The following is a 26858-nucleotide window of genomic DNA, read 5'->3' on the forward strand; positions in this document are numbered from 1 at the left end:
CGGCAACCTGAAGGTTGCCGTTTGCTTTAACCTCCGCAAACCTCACACCCCGGGTTACGCGTCAGCTTCATCTCGCGAAACTGACAGGTCATCGCGTCATACATCACGATTTTCCCTGCTGCAGACGTGCCGTAGTGCGTCAGCACTTTGATCGCTTCCATCGCCTGCAATGAGCCGATCACGCCGACTAATGGCGCCATCACGCCCGCTTCGACGCAGGTCAGCGCGTTCTCGCCAAACAGACGGCTCAGGCAGCGGTAGCAGGGTTCTCCCTCAGCGTAAGTGAAGACGCTGATTTGCCCCTCCATGCGGATCGCCGCGCCGGACACCAGCGGGGTTTTATGGACAAAACAGCCTGCATTTAGCTGATTACGGATAGCCACGTTATCGGTGCAGTCGAGTACTAAATCGTGCTGCGCAATCTGGGCGCGCAACGCGTCGTCATCCAGTATCGCGTTAATCAGGGTGAACTGAACGTTGGGGTTGATGCGAGCCAGCGCCGTGCGGGCAGAGTCCACTTTCGGCTGGCCAATTGTCGCATCGCTGTGCAGCGTCTGGCGCTGCAGGTTAGACACTGACACGGTATCAAAATCCAGCAGCGTCATCCTGCCCACGCCCGCTGCGGCAAGGTACTGCGCGGCGGCGCAGCCCAGACCGCCAAGACCGACGACCAGCACGCTGGCCGCCTTGAGCGCTTCCTGGCCCTCGAAATCAAAACCACGCAGCACAATCTGGCGGTTGTAGCGCATCATCTCCTGGTCAGTCAGTTCCCCCGTCATCTTAGCCTCCGAACAGGTGGTTAAAGCGCTCAACCTCAACCCATTCACCGGCTTCCACGTTGCCACGTTCGCGCTCCAGCACGATAAAGCAGTTGCCCTGGCTGAAGGAACTGAAGATGTGCGAACCCTGGTGTCCGGTGGTGCTCACTTCCAGTTCACCGTCCGCGTTGCGCGCCAGAATACCGCGCTGGAAATCGAGACGACCCGGTGATTTTTTCAGGCGCGTGGCGGCACGTACGCGCTGGCGCATCGGCAGCGGGCTGGCGTGGTTGCCCGAAAGTTTTGCCAGCAGCGGGATCACCAGCTGGTAGAAGGTCAACGCGGCAGAGACCGGGTTACCCGGCAGGCCGCAGAACCAGCTGTGCGTGAGCTTGCCAAACGCGAACGGTTTGCCTGGCTTGATAGCCAGCTTCCAGAAGGCGATCTCGCCCAGCTCTTCAAGAATGGTTTTGGTGTAATCCGCTTCGCCCACGGAGACGCCGCCGGAACTGATGACCACGTCGGCAGATTTATCCGCCTCGATAAACGCCGCGCGAAGTTGTTCCGGATCGTCTGGAATAATCCCGAGATTAATCACTTCACAGCCCAGCTGCTCCAGCATCAGGTGTACCGCCAGACGATTGGTGTCATAAATCTGGCCGTCCCGCAGCGGCTGGCCCGGAAGCTGCAGCTCGTCGCCGGTGGAGAATACAGCGACGCGCACCTTGCGAACGACGTCGATGTCCGCGATGCCGAGCGAGGCCAGCACCGGCAGCTCCGCCACCGTCAGCTTTTGCCCGGCGGCAAAAACGGTCGCACCGAGGGTGATGTCTTCGCCCGTGCGGCGGATATTCTGACCCGCTTTAACGCCAGCGATAAAGCGCACGCCGTCGTCCGTCTGTTCAGTCTCTTCCTGCATCACGACCGCGTCGCAGCCTGCCGGAACGGGTGCTCCAGTCATGATGCGCACGCAGGTGCCCGCGGGCCATTCACCGCTAAACGGCTGACCCGCAAAGGCTTTACCTGCCACCGGCAGGGCGTTACCCGTCTGGAGATCCACCAGGCGTACCGCGTAACCGTCCATCGCGGAGTTATCGAATCCCGGCACGTTAAGCGGAGATACGATATCGCGCGCGGCAATACGGCCAAAACAGCGCACGAGAGGCAGCGTCTCAACGTCATGCAGCGGGGAAATTCGGTCAAGCATCTGCGTGAGTGCCGTCTCAAGCGGCATCAGTCCGGCGGTAAAATCCATGGTGGGCTCCTGCACAGTAACAACGAAAGCGCTCATTATGGCAGAAAAGTGCGGCTAACTGTATGACCCGATGGGTGTACGCTTTACATCACAGTTGCGTCTTTCTATATTCAAAAATCATCTGAAGTTTCATCGACGATAATGATATTTATAGAAAAAGCCGCGAATCAGGCTAACGGGTGATGCGAATGGGTAATGCGGTAATCGCAATTCATGGCGGCGCCGGGGCAATCACCCGTGCACAGCTTAGTCCCGAACAGGAAAAGCGCTATATAGACGCGCTGTATGCCATTGTGGAAACAGGCCAGAAAATGCTGGCAGCGGGCGAAAGCGCGCTGGATGTGGTCACCGAGGCGGTTCGTCTGCTGGAAGAGTGCCCGTTATTTAACGCGGGGATCGGTTCGGTCTTTACCCGGGATGAAACGCACGAACTGGATGCCTGCGTGATGGACGGTATTACCCTGAAAGCAGGGGCCGTGGCAGGTGTCAGCCATCTACGGAACCCGGTGCTGGCTGCGCGTCTGGTCATGGAAGAGAGTCCGCATGTGCTGCTGACGGGCGCAGGCGCGGAAAAATTTGCCATTGAACATGGGATGGAATCTGTTTCTCCTGACCTGTTTTCAACGCCGGAGCGTTACCAGCAGCTTCTGGAAGCCCGTTCGGCGGGCATGACGCAGCTTGACCACACTACACCGCTCGATGAAACCACCAAAATGGGCACGGTTGGCGCGGTGGCACTCGATAAAGCCGGGAACCTCGCGGCAGCCACCTCCACGGGTGGAATGACCAACAAACTGCCGGGACGTGTCGGCGACAGTCCATTGCCCGGTGCCGGCTGCTATGCCAATAACGCGACGGCGGCCGTATCGTGTACCGGAACCGGGGAAGTGTTTATTCGCGCGCTCGCGGCCTATGACATCACCGCGCTGATGGATTACGGTGGTTTAAGTCTGGCTGAGGCCTGCGAGCGGGTAGTCATGGAAAAACTGCCTGCGCTCGGCGGCGTCGGCGGGCTCATTGCGGTGGATCGTGAGGGCAATGTGGCATTGCCGTTCAACAGCGAAGGCATGTACCGCGCATGGGGATATGCCGGTGATGAACCCAGTACCGGGATCTATCGTGAATAAGGGGGCAACACGTGCCGCACAGTGAAGAGCTGGACAACCGCGAAGTGCTGGCTGTCCATCAACTGAATATTGCGTTTCAGGAAGAGCGGCAGTTCATCCCCGCAGTACAGAATTTATCGTTCGCGCTCAGGCGCGGCGAAACGCTGGCCATTGTCGGTGAATCCGGTTCCGGAAAATCGGTCACCGCGCTGGCATTGATGCGCCTGCTGGAACAGACCGGTGGGCAAATCAGCAGCGAGAAAATACTCCTGCGCCGTCGCAACCGCCAGGTGATTGATTTAAACACGCTGAGCGGCGCCCAGATGCAGGGCGTGCGCGGGGCGGATATTGCGATGATCTTCCAGGAGCCGATGACCTCCCTGAACCCGGTCTTCCCGGTCGGGGAACAGATTGCCGAATCCATCCGGTTACATCAGGGCTTGAGCGGCGATGAAGCACTCAAAGAAGCCAGACGGATGCTTGAGCTGGTGCGCATTCCGGAGGCACAGACCATTCTGGCACGTTATCCGCATCAACTTTCTGGCGGCATGCGCCAGCGGGTGATGATTGCGATGGCGCTCTCCTGTCGCCCGGCAGTGCTGATCGCCGATGAACCGACCACGGCGCTGGACGTGACGATCCAGGCGCAGATCCTGCAGCTCATCAAGGTGCTGCAACAGGAGATGGAAATGGGGGTGATTTTCATCACCCATGATATGGGCGTGGTCGCCGATATTGCCGATCGCGTTCTGGTGATGCACAAGGGCAATGCGGTGGAAACCGGTACGGTTGAGCAAATCTTCCACGCGCCCGTTCACCCTTACACCAAAGCGCTGCTGGCGGCGGTCCCGCGTCTTGGGGCCATGAACGGCAGTGATTTACCGCGCCGCTTCCCGTTGATTTCCCCTGAAGCAACAGGGCCGGAAGTGGAGGAACGCGAGCAGGACACGGTGGTGCCAGGCAAGCCTATTCTGGAGGTGCGCGATCTGGTCACCCGTTTTCCACTGCGCAGCGGCATTCTTAATCGCGTGAAGCGCGAAGTGCATGCAGTGGAAAACGTCAGTTTTGATTTATGGCCAGGCGAAACGCTGGCGCTGGTGGGGGAGTCAGGCTGTGGGAAATCCACTACCGGGCGCGCGTTGCTCCGGCTGGTGGAATCTCAGGAAGGTAGCATTACCTTTAACGGAGAACGTATTGATACGTTGCCAGACAGTAAGCTGCAGGCGATAAGGCGGGATATCCAGTTTATATTTCAGGATCCGTACGCCTCCCTCGATCCACGCCATACGGTGGGATACTCGATTATGGAGCCGCTGCGGGTACATAACCTGCTCGATGGCGACGCGGCACAGCGTCGCGTGGCCTGGCTGCTGGAACGCGTCGGCCTGAAGCCGGAACATGCCTGGCGTTATCCGCACGAGTTTTCCGGCGGTCAGCGGCAACGTATTTGCATTGCCCGTGCGCTGGCGTTAAACCCGAAAGTGGTGATTGCCGATGAGTCCGTCTCGGCGCTGGATGTCTCTATCCGCGCGCAAATCATCAATTTATTGCTCGATTTACAGCGGGATATGGGCATCGCCTTCCTGTTTATCTCTCACGATATGGCGGTGGTAGAACGTATCAGCCATCGCGTGGCAGTTATGTTGATGGGGCAAATCGTGGAGATTGGTCCGCGAAGGGCGGTGTTTGAGAACCCACAGCATCCGTACACGCGCAAGCTTATCGCTGCTGTACCGGTTGCCGATCCGGCGCATCGTCACGGCCAGCGCGTGCTGCTGCAGGATGAAATGCCGGGCAATATTCGTAAACGCGGCGAGGTCGTAGAGCGAGTCACGCTGCGTGAAGTCGGTCCGGGCCATTTTGTGGCCCCCCCGCGTCAGGACAACGCCTTTTCGCGGCTATAACTTACAACAGGCAGGAGAACACAATGGTTAAATTTGTCGCGCGTAGATGGGTGTTAGCGGTGAGCGTGACGGCAGCCCTGGCCGCTAGCCCCGCGTTCGCTGCCAAAGATGTGGTGGTGGCCGTCGGCTCCAATTTCACCACGCTGGATCCGTATGACGCCAACGACACGCTCTCTCAGGCGGTGGCGAAATCGTTCTATCAGGGACTCTTCGGCCTGGATAAAGAGATGAAGCTCAAAAACGTGCTGGCTGAGGGGTACACCGTGTCCGACGACGGGCTGGTGTATACCATCACGCTCAGAACCGGCGTGAAATTCCAGGATGGTACAGATTTCAATGCGGAGGCGGTAAAGGTTAACCTCGACCGCGCCAGTAATCCGGAAAATAGCCTCAAGCGCTATAACCTGTATAAAAACATCGCCAGCACCGAGGTGGTCAACCCGACGACGGTAAAAATCACCCTGAAAGAGCCGTTCTCCGCGTTTATCAATATTCTGGCGCATCCGGCGACGGCAATGATTTCCCCTGCCGCGCTGAAGAAATACGGCAAGGAGATCGGCTTCCACCCTGTTGGCACCGGCCCTTACGAACTGCTGACCTGGAACCAGACCGATTTTGTGAAGGTGAAGAAATTCGCCGGATACTGGCAGCAGGGGCTGCCGAAGCTGGACACCATTACCTGGCGCCCGGTGGTGGACAACAACACCCGCGCGGCGATGCTGCAAACCGGCGAGGCGCAGTTTGCTTTCCCGATCCCGTATGAGCAGGCCGCCATTTTGCAGAAAAACAGCAAGCTGGAGCTGGTGGCCAGCCCGTCCATCATGCAGCGCTACATCAGCATGAACGTGACGCAAAAGCCGTTCGATAACCCGAAGGTGCGGGAGGCCATCAACTATGCCATTAACCGTCAGGCGCTGGTGAAAGTCGCTTTTGCCGGCTATGCCATTCCGGCGACCGGCGTGCTGCCACCGGCTATCGCGTATGCGCAAAACTATCAGCCGTGGCCGTACGATCCGGCCAAAGCGCGCGAGCTGCTGAAAGAGGCGGGTTTCCCGAACGGGTTTAGCACCACGCTGTGGTCGTCGCACAATCACAGTACCGCACAGAAGGTGCTGCAGTTCACCCAGCAGCAGCTGGCACAGGTCGGGATTAAGGTGCAGGTCACCGCGATGGATGCCGGACAGCGTGCGGCTGAAGTGGAAGGTAAAGGGCAAAAAGAGAGCGGCGTGCGGATGTTCTACACCGGCTGGACGGCCTCGACCGGTGAAGCCGACTGGGCGTTATCACCGTTGTTTGCTTCGCAGAACTGGCCGCCAACCCTGTTCAATACCGCGTTCTACAGTAACCCGCAGGTGGACAAAGATCTGGCCGATGCGCTGAAAACCACCAAACCGGAAGAGAAGGCCCGCCTCTACAAAGACGCGCAGGATATCATCTGGAAAGAGTCACCGTGGGTGCCGCTGGTGGTCGAGAAACTGGTGTCAGCCCATAACAAAGCGTTGACCGGTTTCTACATCATGCCGGACACCGGCTTTAGCTTTGACGATGCGGATATAAAATAACACTCATGCTGAATTATGTTTGTAAACGCCTGCTGGGGCTTATCCCGACGCTGCTGATTGTGGCGGTGCTGGTGTTTTTGTTTGTCCATATGCTGCCGGGCGATCCGGCGCGTCTGGTTGCGGGGCCTGAAGCGGATGCCGCCGTCATTGAGCTGGTGCGAAAACAACTTGGGCTCGATCAACCTTTGTATATGCAGTTTCTCCATTATATCTGCAACGTTTTGCAGGGGGATTTTGGTACCTCGATGGTGTCGCGTCGTCCCGTATCAGAAGAGATTGCCAGCCGCTTTATGCCGACGTTCTGGTTAACGATAGCCAGTATGAGCTGGGCGGTGCTGTTTGGGCTGGGGGCCGGAATTGTCGCGGCCGTCTGGCGCAACCGCTGGCCGGATAAGCTCGGTATGGCGCTGGCGGTGACCGGTATCTCTTTCCCGGCGTTCGCGCTGGGGATGCTGCTGATGCAGATCTTCTCCGTCGAACTGGGCTGGCTGCCGACGGTCGGCGCCGATACCTGGAAGCATTACATCCTGCCTTCCATGACGCTGGGGGCTGCCGTTGCGGCGGTGATGGCCCGCTTTACCCGCGCTTCGTTCGTTGACGTACTTAGCGAAGATTATATCCGCACCGCGCGGGCGAAGGGGGTTAGCGAGAAGTGGGTCGTTCTCAAGCACGGGTTTCGCAATGCGATGATCCCGGTGGTAACGATGATGGGGCTACAGTTTGGCTTCCTGTTGGGCGGCTCTATTGTGGTGGAAAAGGTCTTCAACTGGCCGGGGCTGGGGCGTCTGCTGGTCGATTCCGTCGAGATGCGCGACTACCCGGTGATTCAGGCGGAAGTCCTGCTTTTCTCGCTGGAGTTTATTCTTATCAACTTAGTGGTGGACGTACTCTACGCCGCCATTAACCCGGCCATCAGGTATAAGTAAGATGCGATTGTTAAACTGGCGACGTCAGGCTGTTTTAAACGCTATGCCGGGTCTCAAACCGGAACATATCCGCACGCCGTGGTCCGAATTCTGGCGGCGCTTTCGCCGTCAGCCGGTTGCCATGACGGCGGGGTTATTTGTGCTACTGCTCATCATTCTGGCGATCGTTGCCCCGTGGATAGCGCCGTTTGATGCGGAAAATTATTTTGATTACGACCGGCTGAATGACGGTCCCTCCATGATGCACTGGTTTGGGGTGGATTCGCTGGGGCGCGATATTTTTAGTCGCGTGCTGGTGGGGGCGCAGATCTCGCTCGCCGCCGGGGTGTTCGCGGTGCTGATTGGCGCGGCCATCGGTACCGTGCTGGGTCTCGTTGCCGGGTATTATGAAGGCTGGTGGGACCGCATCATCATGCGTATCTGCGATGTATTGTTTGCCTTCCCGGGTATTCTGCTGGCGATTGCGGTGGTTGCAATCATGGGCAGCGGCATGGCGAACGTGATCGTTGCGGTGGCGGTCTTTTCCATTCCGGCCTTTGCCCGTCTGGTGCGCGGCAACACGCTGGTGCTGAAACAGCAGACGTTTATCGAGTCGGCCCGCAGCATGGGGGCCAGCGACGCCACCATCCTGTTCAGCCATATTCTGCCGGGTACGGTGTCGTCCATCGTGGTCTATTTCACCATGCGTATTGGCGTGTCGATTATCTCGGCGGCCAGCCTGTCGTTTCTGGGATTAGGCGCGCAGCCTCCGACGCCGGAGTGGGGCGCAATGCTGAACGAGGCGAGGGCAGATATGGTGATTGCACCGCACGTGGCGATCTTCCCGAGCCTGGCTATTTTTCTGACCGTGCTGGCGTTTAACCTGCTGGGTGACGGGCTGCGCGACGCGCTGGATCCGAGGATTAAGGGGTAGTGCAGTGAAATGTGCCGGGCGGCGGCTACGCCTTACCCGGCATACAAAAGCGGAGTGGGGAGATTAAACCCGGCTACCCCACAGGTCATACTCGTCCGCGTTTTCAACCTTCACGCGAATAATATCACCCGGCTTAACGCTGGTTTCACCGTTGAGGTACACCGCTCCGTCGATTTCAGGGGCATCCGCCATGCTGCGGCCAATCGCGCCTTCTTCATCAACTTCGTCGATGATGACCATGATCTCGCGACCCACTTTTTCCTGCAGACGCTCGGCAGAGATCTGCTGCTGCAGCTGCATGAAGCGGTTCCAGCGCTCTTCTTTCACCTCTTCCGGCACCTGGTCCGCCAGCTCGTTGGCGGTTGCGCCTTCTACCGGGCTGTACTTGAAGCAGCCAACGCGGTCCAGACGCGCTTCTTTCAGGAAGTCGAGCAGCATCTGGAAGTCTTCTTCGGTTTCACCCGGGAAGCCGACGATAAAGGTGGAACGCAGGGTCAGTTCCGGGCAGATTTCACGCCACTGCTTGATGCGTGCCAGCTGGCGATCAACGGAGCCTGGACGTTTCATCAGCTTCAGAATACGCGGGCTGGCGTGCTGCAGCGGGATGTCCAGGTACGGCAGAATTTTGCCTTCCGCCATCAGCGGGATCACGTCGTCAACGTGCGGGTAAGGGTAGACGTAATGCAGACGCGTCCAGATACCTAGTTTAGACAGCTGCTCGCACAGGCCGACCATGCTGGTTTTCACCGGCTCGCCGTTGTGGAAACCGGAGCGGTGCTTAACGTCCACGCCGTAGGCCGAGGTATCCTGGGATATGACCAGCAGCTCCTTCACGCCCGCGTCGGCCAGACGTTTCGCTTCCGCCAGCACTTCGCCAATTGGACGGCTCACCAGATCGCCACGCATGGACGGGATAATGCAGAAGGTGCAGCGGTGGTTGCAGCCTTCAGAAATTTTCAGGTACGCGTAGTGGCGTGGGGTCAGCTTCACACCCTGCTCCGGCACCAGGCTCAGGAACGGGTTGTGCTTTGGTTTTGGCACGTAGTGATGAACATGTTCCAGCACCTGCTCGTAGCTGTGCGGGCCGGTGATCTCCAGCACTTTCGGGTGCACTTCGCGGATCTGATCCTCTTTCGCGCCCAGGCAGCCGGTTACAATCACTTTGCCGTTTTCAGTCAGGGCTTCACCGATGGCTTCCAGCGACTCCTGAACCGCGCTGTCGATAAACCCACAGGTGTTAACGATCACCATATCGGCGTTGTCGTAGCTTGGCACCACGTCATAGCCCTCGGTGCGCAGTTCGGTCAGGATACGTTCGGAATCCACCAGGTTTTTTGGGCAGCCCAGGGAGACAAAGCCGATTTTCGGCTGGTGCGTAACATTGCTCATAGGTTAAAAATTCATCAATTATGGAGTTATCAGGGCGGGATTTTACAGCGTATCGCGGGGGATTTATACACTCTTTGCAAGGTGGATGCGGTTGGCTGGTGTTGTAACATTGTAAATGATGTTAATCAGTTATGTTTTATTGATCTGAGGCATTAAATTGTACAAAAAATAACCTTACTCTGAATATGCAAAATGGCTGACAGAGGAGGAAAGAGAATGTCCGTTGACAGACTGAAACGCGATCTGCTGAACAAGCTGATCAACGCCCGAATCGACCTGGCCGCGTACCTGCAGTTGAGGAAGGCAAAAGGGTATATGTCAGTCAGCGAAAGCGAACATCTGCGTGATAATCTGTTTGAACTGTGTAATTTTATGCGTGAAAAAGCACCGACCCTGAAAGCGGAATACTGCGAAAGTGAGCTGATAGCGCTCCGTCGCGCCGCTGAGGTGCTCTCCATTGCAGGGGTGTGCCTGATGAACGGACGCCACGACTGCCCGAATTTTATCGCTGTTAACGCGGAGAAGCTTGAAAACTGCCTGACAACGCTCTCTCTTTGCATCATGTGTCTGAACGAGCACGACAAGCTCGAACAGTACTGAATCCGGGGGAGGCAACTCCCCCTTCTGATTAAGCTTTTGTAAAAGTGATAACGTGCCCGGGCGTTATGGCTAACCTTTAAGCCATATGCCGTTAAAGGAGCGCGTTATGCCTCGATCCTCGTTGATTTTCCTGCCTACGTTGTTATTTTCATTTTCTCTTCTTGCTGCACCGGTCGCGGTCAACGTCGAGGTGTTACAAAACAGACTCGATCATCCCTGGTCTCTGGCGTTTCTGCCGGATAATAAAGGGCTGCTGGTGACCCTCAGGGGAGGTCAACTCAAACACTGGCAGGCCGGGAGCGGGCTTTCCGCTCCGATTGTCGGCGTGCCGAAGGTATGGGCAAACGGTCAGGGAGGATTGCTGGACGTGGCTCTCGCCCCGGATTTTGAAAAATCGCGCCGCATCTGGCTGAGCTTCGCCGAAGCAGGGAGTGACGGCAAAGCCGGAACTGCGGTGGGCTATGGCCGATTGAGCGACGATCTGACGCGCATTGAAGCCTTCCAGGTGGTGTTCCGCCAGATGCCGAAACTCTCTACCGGGAACCATTTTGGTGGACGACTGGTGTTCGATGGTAAAGGCTATCTCTTTATTGGGCTCGGCGAGAACAACCAGCGACCGACGGCGCAGGAACTGGATAAACTGCAGGGCAAAGTGGTGCGCCTCACCGAAGACGGCAAAGTGCCTGCGGATAACCCGTTCGTGAACACCTCTGGCGCGCGGCCTGAAATCTGGTCCTATGGCATTCGTAACCCGCAGGGGATGGCGATGAATCCCTGGAGCGACACGCTGTGGCTTAACGAGCATGGTCCGCGCGGCGGAGATGAAATCAATATCCCGGAGAGAGGAAAAAACTACGGCTGGCCACTGGCAACGCACGGCATTAATTACAGCGGGTTGAAAATTCCGGAAGCCAAAGGTGAGCACGTTGAGGGAACCGAAAAACCGCTGTTTGTCTGGAAAGTTTCGCCCGCCGTGAGCGGTATGGCGTTCTACAACAGCGACGTCTTTCCACAGTGGAAAAACAAACTGTTTATCGGCGCACTGAAGGAAAAGGACGTTATTGTGCTGAGCGTGAGTGGCAATAAAGTGACTGAAGACGGGCGGATTTTGGGCGACCGGGAGCAGCGTATCCGTGATGTGAGGGTGGGACCGGATGGGTATCTGTATGTCCTGACCGATGAGACGGACGGGCAACTGCTGAGAGTCAGCCCGTCCGGAACGTAATCAGGTTACCGGGATCATCACAACGTTACGGTATGCCGGACGATCGCTAAGCTGCTTTAACCAGCGCTCGAGGTGAGGGCGCGGCGTCCACTTCAGACCCATGTTGGTCAGGTTCCAGACGAACGGCGCGACGGCGATATCGCCTGTACCAAATGCGTCACCGGAGAACCATTTGTGCTTCGCCAGTTCGTCATCCATCATGGCAAACAGGTTTTCACAGGCATCCTGTGCGGCATGGATGGCGGGATAATCACGTTCGGCTTCTGGTGTTCTGATCAGTCCCATCAGGATCACGCGATGGGTTGGCGAAAGCGTCTGATTCGCCCAGTCCATCCACTTTTCACCCTGAGCACGACGAGCCGGATTTTCTACCCACAGGCGACCCTGGCCGTACTGAGCCGCAAGGTAACGCACAATCGTGTTGGACTCCCAAAGCGTTGCGTCTGTTTCATCATCGCGCAGCAGCGGCACCAGGCCGTTCGGGTTCATGGCCAGATAGTCGGCCTCTTTGTTCACACCAAACGATAACCCAGCCATGATTTGATTGAACGGTAAATCAAGCTCCTCCAGTGTCCAGAGCACTTTCTTAACGTTGGTCGAATTGTTCCTGCCCCACAGCGTAATCATATTTACTCCCGATGAGATGTGAATCCGAGTCAGCTTTTTGCCATGGTGAGATAAACCTAACAATTACGCAACAGAAGACAAAAAAATCGCCTTAATCAAAGCGTATCTGAATGTTATTGCATAAACTTTAATAACTTTACCCTCGTTGGGTTTCTTTAACGGTTTTAGTGCGCTATTACTCATCGCTTCTTGCGACACGGTGATGTGACGTAATTTTTGAATGGACACTCGGGTGGCATTTATGACGCGAAAAATGACTTCTCTGCGCAGCCTTGCGACAGGCTCTGCGCTCCTTTTCCTGTTTGCACCAACTCTTTACGCAGCTGAGCAGGCTGCGCCCGAAGCGCCGCCGGTGGACGCGCGCGCCTGGATCCTGATGGACTACTCCAGCGGTAAAGTGCTGGCGGAAGGCAATGCGGATGAGAAACTCGATCCAGCCAGTCTGACTAAAATAATGACCAGCTATGTGGTCGGCCAGGCGTTAAAAGCAGGCAAGATCAAGCTTGATGATATGGTTACCATCGGGAAGGACGCCTGGGCGACCGGCAACCCGGCGCTGAGGGGCTCATCAGTGATGTTCCTCAAACCAGGCGATCAGGTTTCCGTTTCTGATTTGAATAAAGGGGTGATTATCCAGTCCGGTAACGACGCCTGTATCGCGCTGGCGGATTATGTCGCCGGCAGTCAGGATTCATTTATCGGCCTGATGAATGGCTATGCGCAAAAGCTGGGCCTGACCAACACCACCTTTAAAACCGTTCACGGTCTTGATGCGCCGGGCCAGTTCAGCACCGCCCGTGATATGGCGCTGTTGGGTAAAGCGCTGATCCACGACGTGCCGGATGAATACGCTATCCACAAAGAGAAAGAGTTTACCTTCAATAAAATTCGTCAGCCGAACCGCAACCGCCTTCTGTGGAGCAGCAACGTCAACGTGGACGGGATGAAAACCGGTACCACGGCCGGGGCGGGATACAACCTGGTGGCTTCTGCAACGCAGGGCGACATGCGCCTGATTTCGGTGGTACTGGGGACCAAAACCGACCGTATCCGTTTTAACGAATCAGAAAAATTACTGACCTGGGGATTCCGCTTCTTTGAAACCGTGACGCCGATTAAACCGGATGCCACGTTCGTCAGCCAGCGCGTCTGGTTTGGTGACAAGAACGAAGTGAATCTGGGGGCCGGTGAGGCTGGTTCGGTGACCATTCCGCGCGGTCAGCTTAAAAACCTGAAAGCCAGTTATACCCTGACCGAACCGCAGCTCACCGCGCCGCTGAAAAAAGGCCAGGTGGTGGGGACGATTGATTTCCAGCTTAACGGCAAGTCGATTGAACAGCGTCCGCTGATTGTGATGGAGGCGGTCGAAGAGGGCGGCTTCTTCAGCCGGATGTGGGATTTTGTATTAATGAAATTCCATAGCTGGTTTGGCAGCTGGTTTAGCTAAGTTTTTTGCCGGGTGGCGCTGCGCTTACCCGGCACAACCTCAATACATCAACTTCACCTGCTGCGCCTTCGCATGGGCGACTATCTCATCATCCGGACGGCAATCGCTGACGATGGCATCAAACTGCGCCAGCTCCCCCATTCTTGCCGAACGCACCTTGCCAAACTTGCTGTGATCGACCACCAGCACATGATACTGCGCGGCGCTTAATGCCCAGTGTTTCACCGGCAGCTCTTCCAGGTTAAAACAGGTCGCCCCCTGACGGGTACTGACGCCCGCTGCGGAGTAAAACGCGATATCCGGGCACAAATTGCTGAGCGTATCCTGAAGATTGAGCGGCTTAAAAATGGCGTTACTGGCGTGGAACTCACCACCGCAGAGGATCACCCGACACTCGGGTTTCTCCTGAAGCGCCAGAAAGGTGTTCAGCGAATAACACACAGCAGTGAAAGGAATACTGCTGTCGATGGCTTCGATTATCCACGGTGTCGTCGTGCCGCAGTCAAAAAACAGCGTCTGATGCGGCTGTACCAGCGAAGCCGCCAGCCGTGCGGCTTTACGTTTTTCTTCAACCAGGCGCGTTTTTTGATCGCTAATCAGGTAGTGGCTGGCACTGCGTGGCTCCAGCACAATATACCCACCCAGCAGCACGACGGGCGCGCTATCGCTGTTCAGGTCACGACGAATAGTCATCTCGGAGACGCCAAGCAGCGTGGCAGCCTCTTTCAGATGCAGCTTATCGCTGCGCTTCAGCGCCTGTAGCAGCTGAGCTATGCGGTCATCGCGTCGTGTTTCCATAGAACCTCGTCGTGGAAAAAGTGAACCCCCGCAGGGCGGGGGTTCAAGTGTAACCTGTTGAGCCAGGGTTAGTCACGCACCCAGCCTTTGCGGATCGGGATCGCAAAGAGGATACGATAGAGGTGGGAGATCCCGCGGTAGAGCGCCTGACCAAAGAGGCTCCACAGGATAGCTGCACTCACGCAACCCATCAGCCCCACCAGGAAACCGCCGACCATATCCAGCGGCCAGTGCACGCCCAGGTAAACACGCGACCAGGCGATAGCTGCCGCCACCACCATCAGCAGTGCACCAGACCACAGGCGATGCCAGAACAAGAATGCCAGTGCAAAGGTGAAAATCACCGTGCCGTGGTCGCTCGGGAAGGAGTCATCAGGTGCATGATGCAGGAAGGTATAGCCAGCGTGGGCAACAAAAGGACGATCGTGCGGGAACAGATGCCCCAGTGCAAAACTCATCAGTACGCTTACCGCAAGGGCCATCGCGACTTTGATAACCAGCTGACGCTGCGCGATGACCTGATTGCGCGGGCCCCATAACCAGAGGATCACGGCCAGCACAGGAACGATACTGATCAGATCTTTGGCAAAAAAGGTGGCGATATCAATCATCCACTCCGGCGATGCCGGGGTAGCGTTAATCAGATAAAACAGCCCGTAGTTCAATTGTTCTAACATAATGTCGTTACTCTTTAGCAAATCGGGTGGAAATAAGGCCATAGACCACCACCTGGGAAAACCAAACCCACCACCCAGCCCACAGGTTGTGAGATAAGAAATGTGCGCCGCGCATCACCTGGCCATAACCCATCACCAGGCCTAACACCACGCCAAGTAAGACAAAGGACCATGCCAGACGTGGACGCTCGCGCCAGAAGGCAAAAAACAGGCCCATGACCATAAAACCGCTGGACGCGTGACCACCGGGGAAACAACGCCCGGGACCGCTGTCTGCAGGGACGGAACTGAACAGGGGATAAGAAATAGCCTTACCGCCATATTCCACCAGATCCCACGGGCAGCTGTGATGGCTTACGCTTTTCAGTACGCCAACCACCAGCGCGCCAAGTCCCATCAACAACGCAGCCGTAACCAGTCTTGCATTACGCTTGTAAGCGCCGTAAAACAGCGCCACGGCACCTAAGGCGATGGCGATATACTTCGCCATGCGGTGGTTCAGCAGATCCAGCAGATGGTCTTTCTGCAGCGGGAAACTCTGTGTCGCCGCGTCGTACCAAAAGCCGGTCACCCATTTGTCGAGCGTTTCATCGCGGGATAACCACGTAAACAGCACGGCAAGGGCTATCAGGACCAGAAGCTGGTAACCATAAAAGCGGGCCGGTAAGCGGTAAAGTTGTTTTGTCTTATTTGTCTGTAAGTTAGATAATTCTGAACGGCTGGAAGTGAGTGCCATAATCTGGGGTCGTTGACGAATAATGGGGCTATCATAAATCTGTCAACTTAAGGAAACCTTAAACGAAGACGATATGTGCCTTATTTCTGTTTATCCTCGATAAATCACTATCTCGGGCTGGGGCATTTCATTACACTCGTCGCGATTTTGTCATTAAAAAGAGATTGCATGTTAAACCGTTCTTCTTCTGGAGCGCGTCTGGGTCGTCAGGCGTTGCTTTTTCCTCTGTGTCTGGTGCTCTACGAATTCTCTACCTATATCGGCAACGATATGATCCAGCCCGGTATGCTGGCCGTTGTGGAACAGTACAACGCGGGAATTGAGTGGGTGCCGACCTCCATGACCGCCTATCTGGCCGGCGGCATGTTTTTACAGTGGCTGTTAGGCCCGCTGTCGGATCGTATTGGCCGCCGTCCGGTGATGCTGACCGGCGTGGTGTGGTTTATCGTCACCTGTCTTGCCACGCTGCTGGCGCAAAATATTGAACAATTTACCCTGCTGCGCTTCCTGCAGGGGGTGAGCCTGTGCTTTATCGGTGCCGTGGGGTATGCCGCCATTCAGGAGTCGTTTGAAGAGGCGGTGTGTATCAAGATCACCGCTCTGATGGCGAATGTGGCGCTGATCGCCCCGTTGCTCGGCCCGCTGGTGGGTGCCGCGTGGGTGCACGTTGCGCCATGGGAAGGGATGTTTGTGCTCTTTGCTGTTTTCGCCGCCATCGCGTTCTTTGGTCTGCACCGTGCGATGCCGGAAACGGCCACCCGCATCGGCGAGAAACTTTCGCTCAAAGAGCTGGGCCGGGATTACAAAGAAGTGCTCAGGAATGGCCGCTTTGTTGCGGGGGCACTGGCGACTGGGTTCGTTAGCCTGCCGCTGCTGGCGTGGATTGCGCAGTCTCCGGTCATTATCATCAGCGGTGAAAAGCTCAGCAGCTACGAGTATGGCCTGCTGCAGGTGCCGATTTTCGGCGCGTTGATTATCGGCAACCTGGTGCTGGCACGTCTGACGTCACGCCGCACCGTGCGTTCGCTGATTATTATGGGCGGCTGGCCGATTGCGGTGGGGCTGATTGTCGCGGCGGTCGCGACCGTGGTGTCATCACATGCGTATCTGTGGATGACCGCAGGGTTAAGCATTTATGCGTTCGGGATTGGTGTGGCGAATGCCGGGCTGGTACGCCTGACGCTGTTTGCCAGCGAGATGAGTAAAGGTACGGTGTCCGCGGCAATGGGAATGTTGCAGATGCTAATTTTTACCATCGGTATCGAAGTAAGCAAGCATGCTTACGCGATGGGCGGCAACGGACTGTTCAGCCTGTTTAACCTCGCCAACGGCGTGCTATGGGTTGGACTGATGGTGGTGTTCCTGAAAGACAAACGCGTCGGAAACGCCCTGCAACCGTAATCTGTTTATTCCCTCTCCCGTATGGGAGAGGGGTAGAGAGGACACCAGACCGCACGCTATCAATTAAACGGCGCCTCTCCGTTCAACACCTTCTCAATCACGTTTAAAACCCCTTCCTCGTTATTATGCGGTGCTTCAAAGCGCGCCACCGCTTTAATATGCGGTCTGGCATTTGCCATCGCAAAGCTGAACCCGGACTGGCGCAACATCTCCACGTCATTACCGCTATCACCAAAGGCCAGCACTTCACTGTCGTCTATGCCCCAGCGCTTTTGCAGTATCCGCAGACCATTGGCTTTATGTACGCCTGGGATGATCAGGTCTATGCTGCCGTGCCCGGTCGTGACGGGCACCATGATGTCACACAGTTTTTCATGCAGCAGCGCCTGTATACGCGGGATTTCATCGTCAGACACGTTAAGCCCAAACTTGAAGAAAATATCGTTCAGGTTGTCGAAATCACTCACCATTTCGAGGCGGTGGTAGTATTTCGCCGCGATCTCCTTAAAGCCCTCGTCATAGCATTTCAGCGTATACGCGCTACTTTTCCCGCAGGCGATGATCTCAATGCCCGGAACGTCGTTTAAGACGTTTGCGACGGTCTCGAAATGGGCTTTCGACAGTTCACCGTTAAAGACATCTTCCCCTTCGCTCACGACCCAGCCACCATTTTCGGCGACAAATGCAATTTCATGCGCGATCTCCGGGAAAAAGGAGATCAGCTGGTATTACTGGTTGCCGCTGGCGACGGCGAAGCGAATGCCTTGCGCCTTCATGCGCGCATACTGGGCCAGAAAACGCGGGCGATTGTAGGTTTTTGCATCGCTCAGGAAAGTGCCATCCATGTCGACGGCGATCAGTTTAACGCTCATATCCCTTCTCCAGTGTCGTTTGATTCGTTTCCGGCTTTGCCACCGCGCGTGCCACCAGCGCTGCGATGATGACCAGTCCTAACACCACCAGCATGGCGCTGCGCAGCCCGTAGTGCTCGCCGAGGAAACCGAGCAGTGGCGGCCCGACCAGGAAAGCGAGGTAGCCCGTGGTCGCCACCACGCTGACGCGCGTTGGGGCATCCGGGCCGGTATCGCTGGCGGCCGAAATGGTCAGCGGGAAGCCGAGTGATGCACCCAGCCCCCAGAGGATGACCGACACGCCGGCAATCCAGTCCACATCCACAAAGATGATCATCGCAATTCCCAGCCCTCCGAGCAGAGCACTGGCGCGAACCACCGCCACGCGGCTGTAGCGATCGATAAACCAGCCGCCGGTAAAGCGCCCTACGGTCATCCCCAGCGTAAACCCGGCGTAGATCAGCGAGCCGGAGGTCGGGCTAAAGCCGTGGCCGTCCACCATCAGCAGCGGCAGCCAGTCGTTGGCGGAACCTTCTGCGAAAGCCATTGCCAGCACCACCACGCCGATCAGCATCAGTTGAATATCGCGGTAGAAAGGCAGCCCTTTTTCCGCAGAATGTTGTTCATCAGAGGAGTTCTTACCAGTGCCGTCAGGGATTGCCCGGATGCCGGTCAAAATCGGAATGATACAAACCAGTGCTGCCAGCAGGATATGCAGATTCGCAGTGACGCCAAAGGCCGTCAGCGCCATCCCCACGCCCGCACCGGCCAGCGTGCCAAGGCTGTAAAAGCCATGCATCATCGGCAGCACGGTTTTGTTCATCTCGCGCTCGACCGCCGCCCCTTCAACGTTTATCGCCACTTCCGCCGAGCCGAAGCTGCCGCCAAATATTGTCAGCCCCAGGGCAAACAGAACCGGTGAGGCAAACCATAGCGCAACGCTCAGTACCCCCATCCCGAACACGGCAAAGCACATGGTGGTGCGGATCACCGCCCGTGTACCAAAGCGCTTCACCAGCCACGCTGAGCAAAGAATGCCGCTCATAGAGCCTATCGACAGACCGAACAGCACAATACCCATCTCGGCAGTAGAAACGGACAAAATATCGCGAATGGCGGGGGTACGCGTGGCCCAGGAGGCCATCAGCAGGCCGGGAATGAAGAAGAACATAAACAGCGCCCACAGGCGCAGCTGCAGGGCTTTGCGGGGAGAGGTCAGCGTCATTGGTGTAGCACCAGAAGTACAACAATAGCGACAACACTAGCAAGTTTGTGTACATTTGTACACAAACCACGTGAGGAATTTATGAGCAGACCACCGAACGATCCGCATCGACGGGAGAAGATCCTGAAGGCAACGCTCGATACTATTGCCGAGCACGGGATTCACGCCGTCACGCACCGTAAAATCGCCACCTGTGCAGGTGTGCCGCTAGGTTCGATGACCTACTATTTCGACGGTATGGAGCCGCTGCTGGAGGAAGCTTTCACGTGGTTTACCCGGCAGATGTCGCAACAGTACCGGGATTTCTTCGCGGGCGTCACCGGGCCGGAAATGGCGTGTGAATCCATCACCACGCTGATCCACAGCTCACAGGTGACGACGCCGCACAACATGGCGCTGATGTATCAGCTCTACGCCTTTATGCACCGCAGCGCGGCGCTCAAAACGGTGATGCAGGACTGGATGAAGATGAGCCAGACCACGCTGGAGCAGTGGTTTGACCCGGTTACCACCCGTGCGCTGGATGCGTTTATTGAAGGGATGACGCTGCACTATGTCACCGACCGGGCACCATTAACCCGGGAGGAGATCCGGGTTATGGTGGGCAGAATTGCGGGCGAGGGCGGCTGCTAGGTTGCGCCCGCGGTCATATTGACGGTAGTTCCCGTGATGGCGCTTGCCGCATCTGAGGCCAGAAACGTAATCGTGTCTGCTACCTGTGCCAGCGTGGGCAGGTGATGTGTCAGGGTACTTTGCGCGGCACCACCGAGAAACTGCTCGACCGTAATTCCCATCTCCTGCGCCTTAGCGGCGAAAATGGCACCGACATACGAACCTGCCTGCACCGCGTCGGCAATCGCGTGCGAACGCACGCACACGACGCGAATATTTTTAACGCCCAGTTCTGCGGCAAGCGCCCGGGTAAACGCTTCTGTTCCCGCGCAGCCAACGATATGTCCCAGGTGCCCGGAGATCGCCATATTCGCGGCGGGCGCGACGACGGTAATCAGGGTTCCGCCATGTTCGCCGCCCATGCGGGGTGAAACAGCTTTGGCGATGTTAAAGTACGCGGTCAGGAAGGGATCAAAACCCTGCCTGAATTCGCTAAGGGCTAATGCGTCAAGGCGTTTTCCCTGATCGTGCATAAAGCCCGTGGCGTTGACGACAATATCAATGTGGGCAAACTCAGGAAGCTGCGCGAACTCATCCAGCGCATCGAAAATAAATGTGCTGGCAGACCCGCCTGCGTTGCGAATGCTGTTGGCAACGTGTTCCAGCCTGGTAGAGGTGCGTGCAGCGAGGTGCACTTCAGCCCCCTCACGCGCCAGAGCATGTGCCACAGCGCTGCCGATGGCGCCACTGCCGCCGAAGATGACCGCGATTTTGTTTTTAAAGCCCATATCCGCATACCCTCACCAGACTTAACCCTCAAAAGTATGTGCCGGGTTTCGGCTGATGCAACTCAGCCGGTAGGTGGGGTATGCCGCATGCAAGCCTTACTGCGCCATTATCAATGGGTTACTTTTGTGAGATTTTTTTCCCGCTGGCATCAACGACGGCTTCGCCATCCTCTTTCGTAAATGCCCCTTTTTGCGCGTCAGGCAGGATGTCGAGGACGACTTCAGAAGGGCGACACAGGCGAGTGCCCAGCGGCGTCACGACGATCGGACGGTTAATCAGGATCGGGTATTGCAGCATGAAGTCGAGCAGCTGTTCGTCGGTGAATTTATCTTCGGCCAGGCCGAGCTGTTCATAGGGCTCCACGTTTTTACGCAGCAGATCCCGAACAGAAATCCCCATATCGGCAATCAGAGTGGTCAACTTCTCGCGGGACGGTGGGGTTTCCAGATAGAGGATAATCTCTGGCTCCGTGCCGCTGTTGCGGATCATCTCCAGCGTGTTGCGCGAGGTACCGCAGGCGGGGTTGTGGTAAATGGTGATGTGGGTCATATCAGTGGCTCATTACAGTGTGAAGGAGAGACGTAGCGCCAGCGCGGCGAGCGTCACAAACAGGACCGGCAGCGTCATAATGATACCCGTCCGGAAATAGTAACCCCAGGTAATCGTCATGTTTTTCTGCGCCAGTACATGAAGCCAGAGCAGTGTCGCCAGGCTGCCGATAGGTGTGATTTTCGGCCCCAGATCGCATCCAATCACGTTGGCGTAAATCATCGCGTCCTCGATCAACCCAGTTGCCGTGCTGCCGTCAATAGAGAGCGCGCCAATCAGCACCGTGGGCATATTGTTCATTATGGATGACAGGAACGCGGTGATGAACCCGGTTCCCAGCGTAGTCGCCCATAATCCGTATCCGGCCAGGCTATTCAGTACGCCTGTGAGAGAGTCCGTCAGCCCGGCATTGCGCAGGCCATACACCACCAGATACATCCCCAGCGAGAAGATGACGATCTGCCACGGTGCGCCGCGCAGCACTTTTCCGGTGTTTATCGCATGTCCGCGTTTTGCGACAGCGAATAAAATCAGCGCACCGACGGTCGCAATGGCGCTGACCGGAATACCGAGAGGTTCGAGCACAAAGAAGCCGACCAGAAGAAGGAGCAGGACGATCCAGCCCGTTCTGAACGTCGGGAGATCGGTAATAGCGCGCGCTGGCTCCCGAAGTTTCGACAGGTCATATTCCGGGGGAATTTCCTTGCGAAAGAACAGATGCAGCATCACCAGCGTGGCGGCAATCGCGGCGATATCAACCGGGATCATCACCGAGGCATATTCGCTGAACCCCAGCGTGAAGAAATCGGCTGACACAATGTTGACCAGGTTAGAGACAATCAGCGGCAGGCTGGCGGTATCGGCGATAAACCCTGCCGCCATCACAAACGCCAGCGTTGCCTGCTTGCTGAACCCCAGCGCCAGCAGCATAGCAATCACGATAGGCGTCAGGATCAGCGCCGCACCGTCATTGGCAAACAGCGCCGCAACCGCCGCGCCGAGCAGCACGATATACGTAAAAAGCAATCTCCCCCGGCCGTTCCCCCAGCGGGCGACGTGTAGCGCAGCCCATTCGAAAAAGCCAGACTCATCCAGCAGCAGGCTGATGATAATGACGGCGATAAACGTGGCCGTCGCGTTCCAGACGATATTCCAGACCACCGGAATATCATTAATGTGGATCACACCGCTGACCAGCGCCAGCACGGCACCAATGGTCGCGCTCCAGCCGATACTCAGTCCCCTTGGCTGCCAGATAACCAGTACCAGCGTAAACAGAAAAATTGCCCCTGCCAGAAACATTGCTTACTCCATCATATCTGTTTTTGTGAATGTGTATTGATTAGCACGAACCCGGAAGTCTGTTTTTCAGCTTCTCACGCGTCTCTTCCCGCAGGCAGTTCCAGCTGTTGTCGATAATGGTTGCCGCCCATGCAGGCATGTGGGGGGATAAACGGTAATGGATCCATTTCCCTTCCCGGCGATCGATAACCAGCCCGGACTCTCGCAGCAGCGCCATGTGGCGGGAGACTTTCGGCTGCGACTCGGTGGTCGCGGAGCAGAGATCGCAGACGCACAGCTCGCCCGCTTCGCGGAGCAGCATGATGATGGAGAGCCGTGTTTCGTCGGAGAGGGTTTTGAAGAGTTGGAGCGGGTGGAGCATTCGGCCATCCTGAATGTTTTTTATCATATGCATTAAATCATATATGTCTATGGCTGGAGAGAGAAGAGGGAAAAGCAGGAAGGATAGAAAAAAATCCGGGGGGCTTGTAGAAGACCAAAATAGTCTTTATGGCTTGCCTGGACCACCCCTGACAGTCATGGGAAAGAAACCGTCCCCTGGAACGGTTCCTTTTTATCTGCTCACTTTCAACGTACTTCTGTGCTCAGGCGCAGCAGCGATCGTTCCAGGTGTCACGGAAGATGATATTCCCCTCAGTGTACTTCCAGGAAATGGCTTCATAACGCAATTCGAGCGTTTCAAGATGGGTGCTGCTCATCCCGTTAGGGGTTAGGAAGGGTGCCACAGTCGTGAACTTAACGTTTTCCATCACGATATTGAAATATTCGACTTCGATACCGGACGTCAGAATACGGTACATCTTAATAACCCCCTTCTTCATAACTCGCCCTTCACACACGGCACGGTAAAGAAGTGGGGTAGTCTGATCAAATTCTTTGACTATCGTAATTGGGTGATGGACGCGCGTGCCGGTGAGCTTGCCCCAGCTTGGGTCAACCGGAATGGTTACGCCGTGGGAGAACGATTTCAGTTCTATGGAACCAAGACGGGTGGGCATCATGCAGCTACCGACAATTGGCGAGCCGTTCTCGTCCTCAAGCCAGAGATGTGCGGGTGTAGACATGTCATTTCCTTATTAGTAAACGTGAAGCTTTTATGGTCCTCAATGCCATATCCAGTAAGCCAGCCCCAGTGTGACCAGGTAAAACAGGAGGATGAATCCTTGGCTAACCTCAGGGAAATAAACGTCAAGGACATAGCCAAAAATGAACGTGAGGATGATGGGTATATAGGTCCAGAAGAAAAACTGGGCCTGAGATTTGAACCAGCGTCTTAGAAAGCTCATTAGTGCCTGCCCATGAGCTTAAGGATCGTGTCAGCAGCATCATAAGGGCTTTGACTGTCAGCCCATTGCTGGGTTAGTACGCCTGCTCGCATAAACGCAGGTTCCACCAGGAAATACATCATTTCCAGTTCTCGCAGGTACAACGCTTGATAGTAGGCGGGATGCATCACTTGCAAGCGGTGAGCGCTGTCAACGGCCTTTTGCACAATCCCGTATATCCCCAACCCGCCAATAGCCGCGCCCGTTAATCCTGAAACGACCTTTAACCCTGAAGGTGGGAGGGTCACATAGAGGCAAATAGTCGATGCAACGCCTGCAGAGAATGAATACGAGGTTAGCGTGCTGGTGGATATGTGAACGTTCGCGCGCATTAGAGCATGCTTTATCGCTGATAATTCTTCCGGTGAATAATTCTTAACCAGCTCCTCAACGTACGTGTTGATTAGGTCAAAGACGATGTTCCAGCGAGAAACGAGGTGGAATATGCCTTTTCGAAAGCGAGCGTCCTCCAGGTTTTGTCTGGTGCATACATCGTAATATTCATCAGTAAAGCAGGAAGTGTAGTACAGCAGGCGTTGGGCACCGGCCCCTATATTACTCAGGTTGCTCTTTACCTCTTCACCTACCGCGCGTACCGCCTGGTCCAGCTTCATGGCCAGTACTTTTTGGCTCTGAAGCTGGCGGATGATCTCTTCAGAATGGTACATGCCTACCGGCCTCGCGCTTAAGCTCAATTGAGCGATCTTTTGCTGCATTCCCTAATACCGGCATTTCCATTACCGAGCTTGAAAATCGCATCCCTATCCCCTCCATAGTAGGTTTCTATCCGCTCCAGATTATTCTCGTCGCTTGTATGGAAGTTCAAAACAGATCATGTTTATGAAAAACACGGGATTTTTAGGATAATGACTTGATATTTTTTAACCTAAATAGGATTTATCGGGAGTTTAAAGTGAGAATAGATGAGTTCAATTTAGAGTGATGCATTCTAAAACCCGGCCATTCGTTGTTGCGAACTGATTGTACGTATGCGTGGGTTTAAAGATATCGCCAATGAACAGGGGCTGGCTGGCGAGTTTTACACAATCACTGCGCTTTCACGTTATCACGCTGTACACAGTAAGGGCGGCTTTGTGTCTCAGTGGAACGGATTAAGCCCACGGGACACGCAGCGTTATTTATGCAACGTCTGGGCAAAATCACGCGCAGCGATCTCCCGTGCCGGGTGTCGCTTTTGCTAATAAATAATTGATAGGGGGAACATTTCCCCCAAACTGAAGTTGTTGCAATTAAATTGTTATTGGGGTAGATATTATCCAATAACTATGTTGGTTATGAGGGATGAAATGGATTTTTTAAATAATCTGAAAGCGATAGTATCGGTTTTGGGGACTGTTATTATTATAATCAATGTTATCAAATGGCGAGATTTTGAGTTTAATAAACCATTTAATAATTTCTCAAAACGAAGCTTGTTTGCATATGAACTGTTTGCAAAGACAGGCCGCAAAAAATTTGAGAGATTAGGTTATGATTTTGGGGTTATTGCATTTCTGGGAAATACGAACCTTAAGCCATCTCAGCGGGACAGAGTTCTTGAGGTTTCTGATCCTGTTAGGGCTATTGAATCGTTCAAAAAATGCAGACGATTTGTAGAAGTTAATGAAAAGGGCATTTCATTATTTGAATGGAAGACGAAGCGATATAGAAATGTTGCGTACAGGAAATTTTTAAAAACAATATGTATTGCAATCTATTTTGTTTTTATAATGACAATCCCGATGTTAGTTGTTTATTTGATTAACTTTGAGTCTGAGCTTGTGACGAAACTTATTAAAGGAATGGATGCGAAGTTATTTATTGCTCTTTGCTTAGTGACTGGTGAGTTTTTAATTATAGGTTTTTTAGCGCTATCTAAGGCTTCAAGCATTGCAGCAGCTGAAAGATTGATAAAAGAAAATATGCAAGCCAGTGATATGATATTGACTCATTTATCAAATTAACTGGCTGATAAAATGGAAGTCGAAGCACTATACCGCTGGTGCTTTCAGTAAGTCTAGCGCCATTTGTTTTTGTGCGGGTGAGGGATGATTCAGAAGAGGCTGAACTATCACATCTCCAGTTTTAGCGCTGGGGCTGAGGGTATGGGAAAACGTCAAATTCATAACAAAAGCGCGCCCACACTCCACATCTGCACAGGCACAGTAAATATCAGCAATCTGTCGGTGCTTCCGGTTAGTCTTGCGAATCACAGCCTTTGAGTCACATTCAGGCATTCAATTTTCAGGACTCTCATATTTCGCTCTCCAGCTGTTAAATAATGCCTGGATTTTAGCCTTTTTTGTCTCATGCTGCACCCTTCTCCGTTGTTTCCATTGCAAAATACAGATGCAGGTTGGGCGAGATTTCCGGATCGCTGTTGATGGCCATCGCAAGGCGGCGTTGAATGTGCAGCACTTCATTCTTTTTGTAGGTTCGCTCAACCTTCTCCGGGTCGCCCAGTCCGGCAGTGTTCTGCGGAACTATACCTGCCAGTCCGGCCGGAAAACGGTGTGCGTTCAGAATGTCCTAGGCGCTGATGTTTTTCACGCTCGCAAACTCATCTTTGGCCGAAATATCCCCCATCCCAATAAACTTGATCGCGTCCCGGTCGCCGCTAGGGATGTTTGTAAGCATCCCGGTAAACCGAAACTGAAAAGATTGAAAAGAATTTCAGTGTTTTTCACATTTATGGATCTGTGCTGGATCTAATAAAATGCGTAATAATATGATAATAAAGGTATTTTTATGTTTTATGTGAAAAAAGAAGATCAAATTTATGAGGTGAGAAGCTCATGGAGAACCCGCAGGGTGAGAACTGGCGCGGGTTTTCGATTGGACAAGAACTTATGAAAAACTGAAAAGATTAACAGTGTCAGAA

24 protein-coding genes and 5 pseudogenes are annotated in these 26858 nt (G+C 54.9%); 12 read left to right on the forward strand and 17 right to left on the reverse strand.

All coding sequences use genetic code 11. The features are described from left to right. Nucleotides 1–26: 26 nt before the first annotated feature. Nucleotides 27–779 (reverse strand): molybdopterin-synthase adenylyltransferase MoeB, encoded by a 753-nt coding sequence (gene moeB, locus ACLHV8_RS05815; RefSeq protein ID WP_208593775.1) that lies wholly within the window; start codon nucleotides 777–779, stop codon nucleotides 27–29. A 1-nt stretch (nucleotide 780) separates the two neighbouring features. Then, nucleotides 781–2013 carry a molybdopterin molybdotransferase MoeA gene (gene moeA, locus ACLHV8_RS05820; RefSeq protein ID WP_208593774.1) on the reverse strand — a complete coding sequence of 411 codons (1233 nt, stop codon included), beginning with the start codon at nucleotides 2011–2013 and terminating at the stop codon, nucleotides 781–783. Nucleotides 2014–2201: 188 nt separating this feature from the next. Between moeA and iaaA the strand changes: the two are divergent. The 5 genes and pseudogenes from iaaA to gsiD all read left to right on the forward strand — a co-directional run bounded on the left by iaaA (nucleotide 2202) and on the right by gsiD (nucleotide 8424). Then, nucleotides 2202–3165: pseudogene (gene iaaA / locus ACLHV8_RS05825) on the forward strand (beta-aspartyl-peptidase). Beyond that, a complete protein-coding gene (gene gsiA, locus ACLHV8_RS05830) occupies nucleotides 3152–5023 on the forward strand; it encodes a glutathione ABC transporter ATP-binding protein GsiA (RefSeq protein WP_208593773.1) in 1872 nt (623 codons plus the stop codon). The pseudogene iaaA and the gene gsiA overlap by 14 nt, the downstream one beginning before the upstream one ends. Nucleotides 5024–5046: 23 nt before the next feature. Continuing rightward, nucleotides 5047–6585, forward strand: a complete 1539-nt coding sequence (gene gsiB / locus ACLHV8_RS05835; protein ID WP_134707355.1) for a glutathione ABC transporter substrate-binding protein GsiB — start codon at nucleotides 5047–5049, stop codon at nucleotides 6583–6585. Nucleotides 6586–6590: 5 nt separating this feature from the next. Further along, complete coding sequence (gsiC, locus tag ACLHV8_RS05840) at nucleotides 6591–7511, forward strand: glutathione ABC transporter permease GsiC (RefSeq protein ID WP_049005410.1); 921 nt, start codon at nucleotides 6591–6593, stop codon at nucleotides 7509–7511. 1 nt (nucleotide 7512) lies between these two features. Beyond that, nucleotides 7513–8424, forward strand: a complete 912-nt coding sequence (gene gsiD / locus ACLHV8_RS05845) for a glutathione ABC transporter permease GsiD (protein ID WP_028019339.1) — start codon at nucleotides 7513–7515, stop codon at nucleotides 8422–8424. 63 nt (nucleotides 8425–8487) lie between these two features. Here gsiD and rimO read toward each other — a convergent pair whose 3' ends face one another. Beyond that, complete coding sequence (gene rimO, locus ACLHV8_RS05850) at nucleotides 8488–9813, reverse strand: 30S ribosomal protein S12 methylthiotransferase RimO (RefSeq protein WP_028019338.1); 1326 nt, start codon at nucleotides 9811–9813, stop codon at nucleotides 8488–8490. Nucleotides 9814–10029: 216 nt separating this feature from the next. Between rimO and bssR the strand changes: the two genes are divergently transcribed. Together bssR and ACLHV8_RS05860 are read left to right on the forward strand one after the other, a co-directional pair. Beyond that, nucleotides 10030–10413, forward strand: a complete 384-nt coding sequence (gene bssR, locus ACLHV8_RS05855; RefSeq protein WP_028019337.1) for a biofilm formation regulator BssR — start codon at nucleotides 10030–10032, stop codon at nucleotides 10411–10413. Nucleotides 10414–10519: 106 nt separating this feature from the next. Continuing rightward, a complete protein-coding gene (locus ACLHV8_RS05860; RefSeq protein WP_208593772.1) occupies nucleotides 10520–11638 on the forward strand; it encodes a PQQ-dependent sugar dehydrogenase in 1119 nt (372 codons plus the stop codon). Here the strand turns inward: ACLHV8_RS05860 and ACLHV8_RS05865 are convergent, their stop codons facing one another. Further along, nucleotides 11639–12265, reverse strand: coding sequence for a glutathione S-transferase family protein (locus ACLHV8_RS05865; protein ID WP_028019335.1), 627 nt, complete (start codon nucleotides 12263–12265; stop codon nucleotides 11639–11641). It abuts the gene before it with no gap. Between the two features lie 241 nt (nucleotides 12266–12506). On the opposite strand from ACLHV8_RS05865, the gene dacC reads away from it, so the two are divergent. Continuing rightward, on the forward strand, nucleotides 12507–13712 hold the full coding sequence (gene dacC, locus ACLHV8_RS05870; protein ID WP_128347873.1) for a serine-type D-Ala-D-Ala carboxypeptidase: 1206 nt from the start codon (nucleotides 12507–12509) through the stop codon (nucleotides 13710–13712). 39 nt (nucleotides 13713–13751) lie between these two features. Here dacC and deoR read toward each other — a convergent pair whose 3' ends face one another. The 3 genes from deoR to ACLHV8_RS05885 form a co-directional block, all read right to left on the reverse strand. Then, entirely contained in the window at nucleotides 13752–14510 is a 759-nt protein-coding gene (gene deoR / locus ACLHV8_RS05875) for a DNA-binding transcriptional repressor DeoR (protein WP_208593771.1), read from the reverse strand. A gap of 68 nt (nucleotides 14511–14578) precedes the next feature. Further along, nucleotides 14579–15187, reverse strand: a complete 609-nt coding sequence (gene ybjG, locus ACLHV8_RS05880; RefSeq protein ID WP_208593770.1) for an undecaprenyl-diphosphate phosphatase — start codon at nucleotides 15185–15187, stop codon at nucleotides 14579–14581. Between the two features lie 7 nt (nucleotides 15188–15194). Next, nucleotides 15195–15923: a phosphatase PAP2 family protein gene (locus ACLHV8_RS05885; protein WP_208593769.1), complete on the reverse strand. Its 729-nt coding sequence runs from the start codon at nucleotides 15921–15923 to the stop codon at nucleotides 15195–15197. Between the two features lie 168 nt (nucleotides 15924–16091). Between ACLHV8_RS05885 and ACLHV8_RS05890 the strand changes: the two genes are divergently transcribed. After that, a complete protein-coding gene (locus ACLHV8_RS05890; protein ID WP_208593768.1) occupies nucleotides 16092–17324 on the forward strand; it encodes an MFS transporter in 1233 nt (410 codons plus the stop codon). 59 nt (nucleotides 17325–17383) lie between these two features. Here the strand turns inward: ACLHV8_RS05890 and ACLHV8_RS05895 are convergent. Both ACLHV8_RS05895 and ACLHV8_RS05900 read right to left on the reverse strand, forming a co-directional pair. Then, nucleotides 17384–18196, reverse strand: a pseudogene (locus ACLHV8_RS05895) (Cof-type HAD-IIB family hydrolase). Next, nucleotides 18186–19400: an MFS transporter gene (locus ACLHV8_RS05900; protein ID WP_028019328.1), complete on the reverse strand. Its 1215-nt coding sequence runs from the start codon at nucleotides 19398–19400 to the stop codon at nucleotides 18186–18188. The pseudogene ACLHV8_RS05895 and the gene ACLHV8_RS05900 overlap by 11 nt, the downstream one beginning before the upstream one ends. An 81-nt stretch (nucleotides 19401–19481) precedes the next feature. Between ACLHV8_RS05900 and ACLHV8_RS05905 the strand changes: the two genes are divergently transcribed. Further along, a complete protein-coding gene (locus tag ACLHV8_RS05905; protein WP_049005417.1) occupies nucleotides 19482–20033 on the forward strand; it encodes a TetR/AcrR family transcriptional regulator in 552 nt (183 codons plus the stop codon). Here ACLHV8_RS05905 and ACLHV8_RS05910 read toward each other — a convergent pair. The 6 genes from ACLHV8_RS05910 to ACLHV8_RS05935 form a co-directional block, all read right to left on the reverse strand. Further along, nucleotides 20030–20800, reverse strand: coding sequence for an SDR family NAD(P)-dependent oxidoreductase (locus ACLHV8_RS05910; protein WP_128347876.1), 771 nt, complete (start codon nucleotides 20798–20800; stop codon nucleotides 20030–20032). The two genes, ACLHV8_RS05905 and ACLHV8_RS05910, sit on opposite strands and share 4 nt — an antisense overlap. 118 nt (nucleotides 20801–20918) lie before the next feature. Beyond that, the gene (gene arsC / locus ACLHV8_RS05915) at nucleotides 20919–21350 is read right to left on the reverse strand and encodes a glutaredoxin-dependent arsenate reductase (RefSeq protein ID WP_128347877.1); all 432 of its coding nucleotides are present in this window, start codon (nucleotides 21348–21350) and stop codon (nucleotides 20919–20921) included. A 12-nt stretch (nucleotides 21351–21362) separates the two neighbouring features. Next, on the reverse strand, nucleotides 21363–22652 hold the full coding sequence (locus ACLHV8_RS05920) for an arsenic transporter (protein WP_208593766.1): 1290 nt from the start codon (nucleotides 22650–22652) through the stop codon (nucleotides 21363–21365). A 40-nt stretch (nucleotides 22653–22692) separates the two neighbouring features. Continuing rightward, nucleotides 22693–23013, reverse strand: coding sequence for a metalloregulator ArsR/SmtB family transcription factor (locus ACLHV8_RS05925; RefSeq protein ID WP_108090520.1), 321 nt, complete (start codon nucleotides 23011–23013; stop codon nucleotides 22693–22695). Between the two features lie 223 nt (nucleotides 23014–23236). Beyond that, nucleotides 23237–23716, reverse strand: a complete 480-nt coding sequence (locus ACLHV8_RS05930; RefSeq protein ID WP_208593765.1) for an Hcp family type VI secretion system effector — start codon at nucleotides 23714–23716, stop codon at nucleotides 23237–23239. Nucleotides 23717–23937: 221 nt separating this feature from the next. Beyond that, nucleotides 23938–24693 (reverse strand): hypothetical protein, encoded by a 756-nt coding sequence (locus ACLHV8_RS05935; RefSeq protein WP_244249988.1) that lies wholly within the window; start codon nucleotides 24691–24693, stop codon nucleotides 23938–23940. Between the two features lie 237 nt (nucleotides 24694–24930). Between ACLHV8_RS05935 and ACLHV8_RS05940 the strand changes: the two are divergent. Continuing rightward, nucleotides 24931–25164: pseudogene (locus tag ACLHV8_RS05940) on the forward strand (replication endonuclease); the annotation flags it as partial. A gap of 120 nt (nucleotides 25165–25284) precedes the next feature. Continuing rightward, on the forward strand, nucleotides 25285–25941 hold the full coding sequence (locus ACLHV8_RS05945; protein WP_208593764.1) for a hypothetical protein: 657 nt from the start codon (nucleotides 25285–25287) through the stop codon (nucleotides 25939–25941). A gap of 27 nt (nucleotides 25942–25968) precedes the next feature. Here the strand turns inward: ACLHV8_RS05945 and ACLHV8_RS05950 are convergent. Both ACLHV8_RS05950 and ACLHV8_RS05955 read right to left on the reverse strand, forming a co-directional pair. After that, nucleotides 25969–26288: pseudogene (locus tag ACLHV8_RS05950) on the reverse strand (ogr/Delta-like zinc finger family protein). Then, a pseudogene (locus tag ACLHV8_RS05955) lies at nucleotides 26285–26623 on the reverse strand (phage portal protein); the annotation flags it as partial. The pseudogenes ACLHV8_RS05955 and ACLHV8_RS05950, both read right to left, overlap by 4 nt. Nucleotides 26624–26858: the final 235 nt, after the last annotated feature.

Origin of the sequence: Enterobacter sp. CPE_E863, assembly GCF_046521465.1 — a bacterium.
Lineage (GTDB): Bacteria > Pseudomonadota > Gammaproteobacteria > Enterobacterales > Enterobacteriaceae > Enterobacter > Enterobacter adelaidei.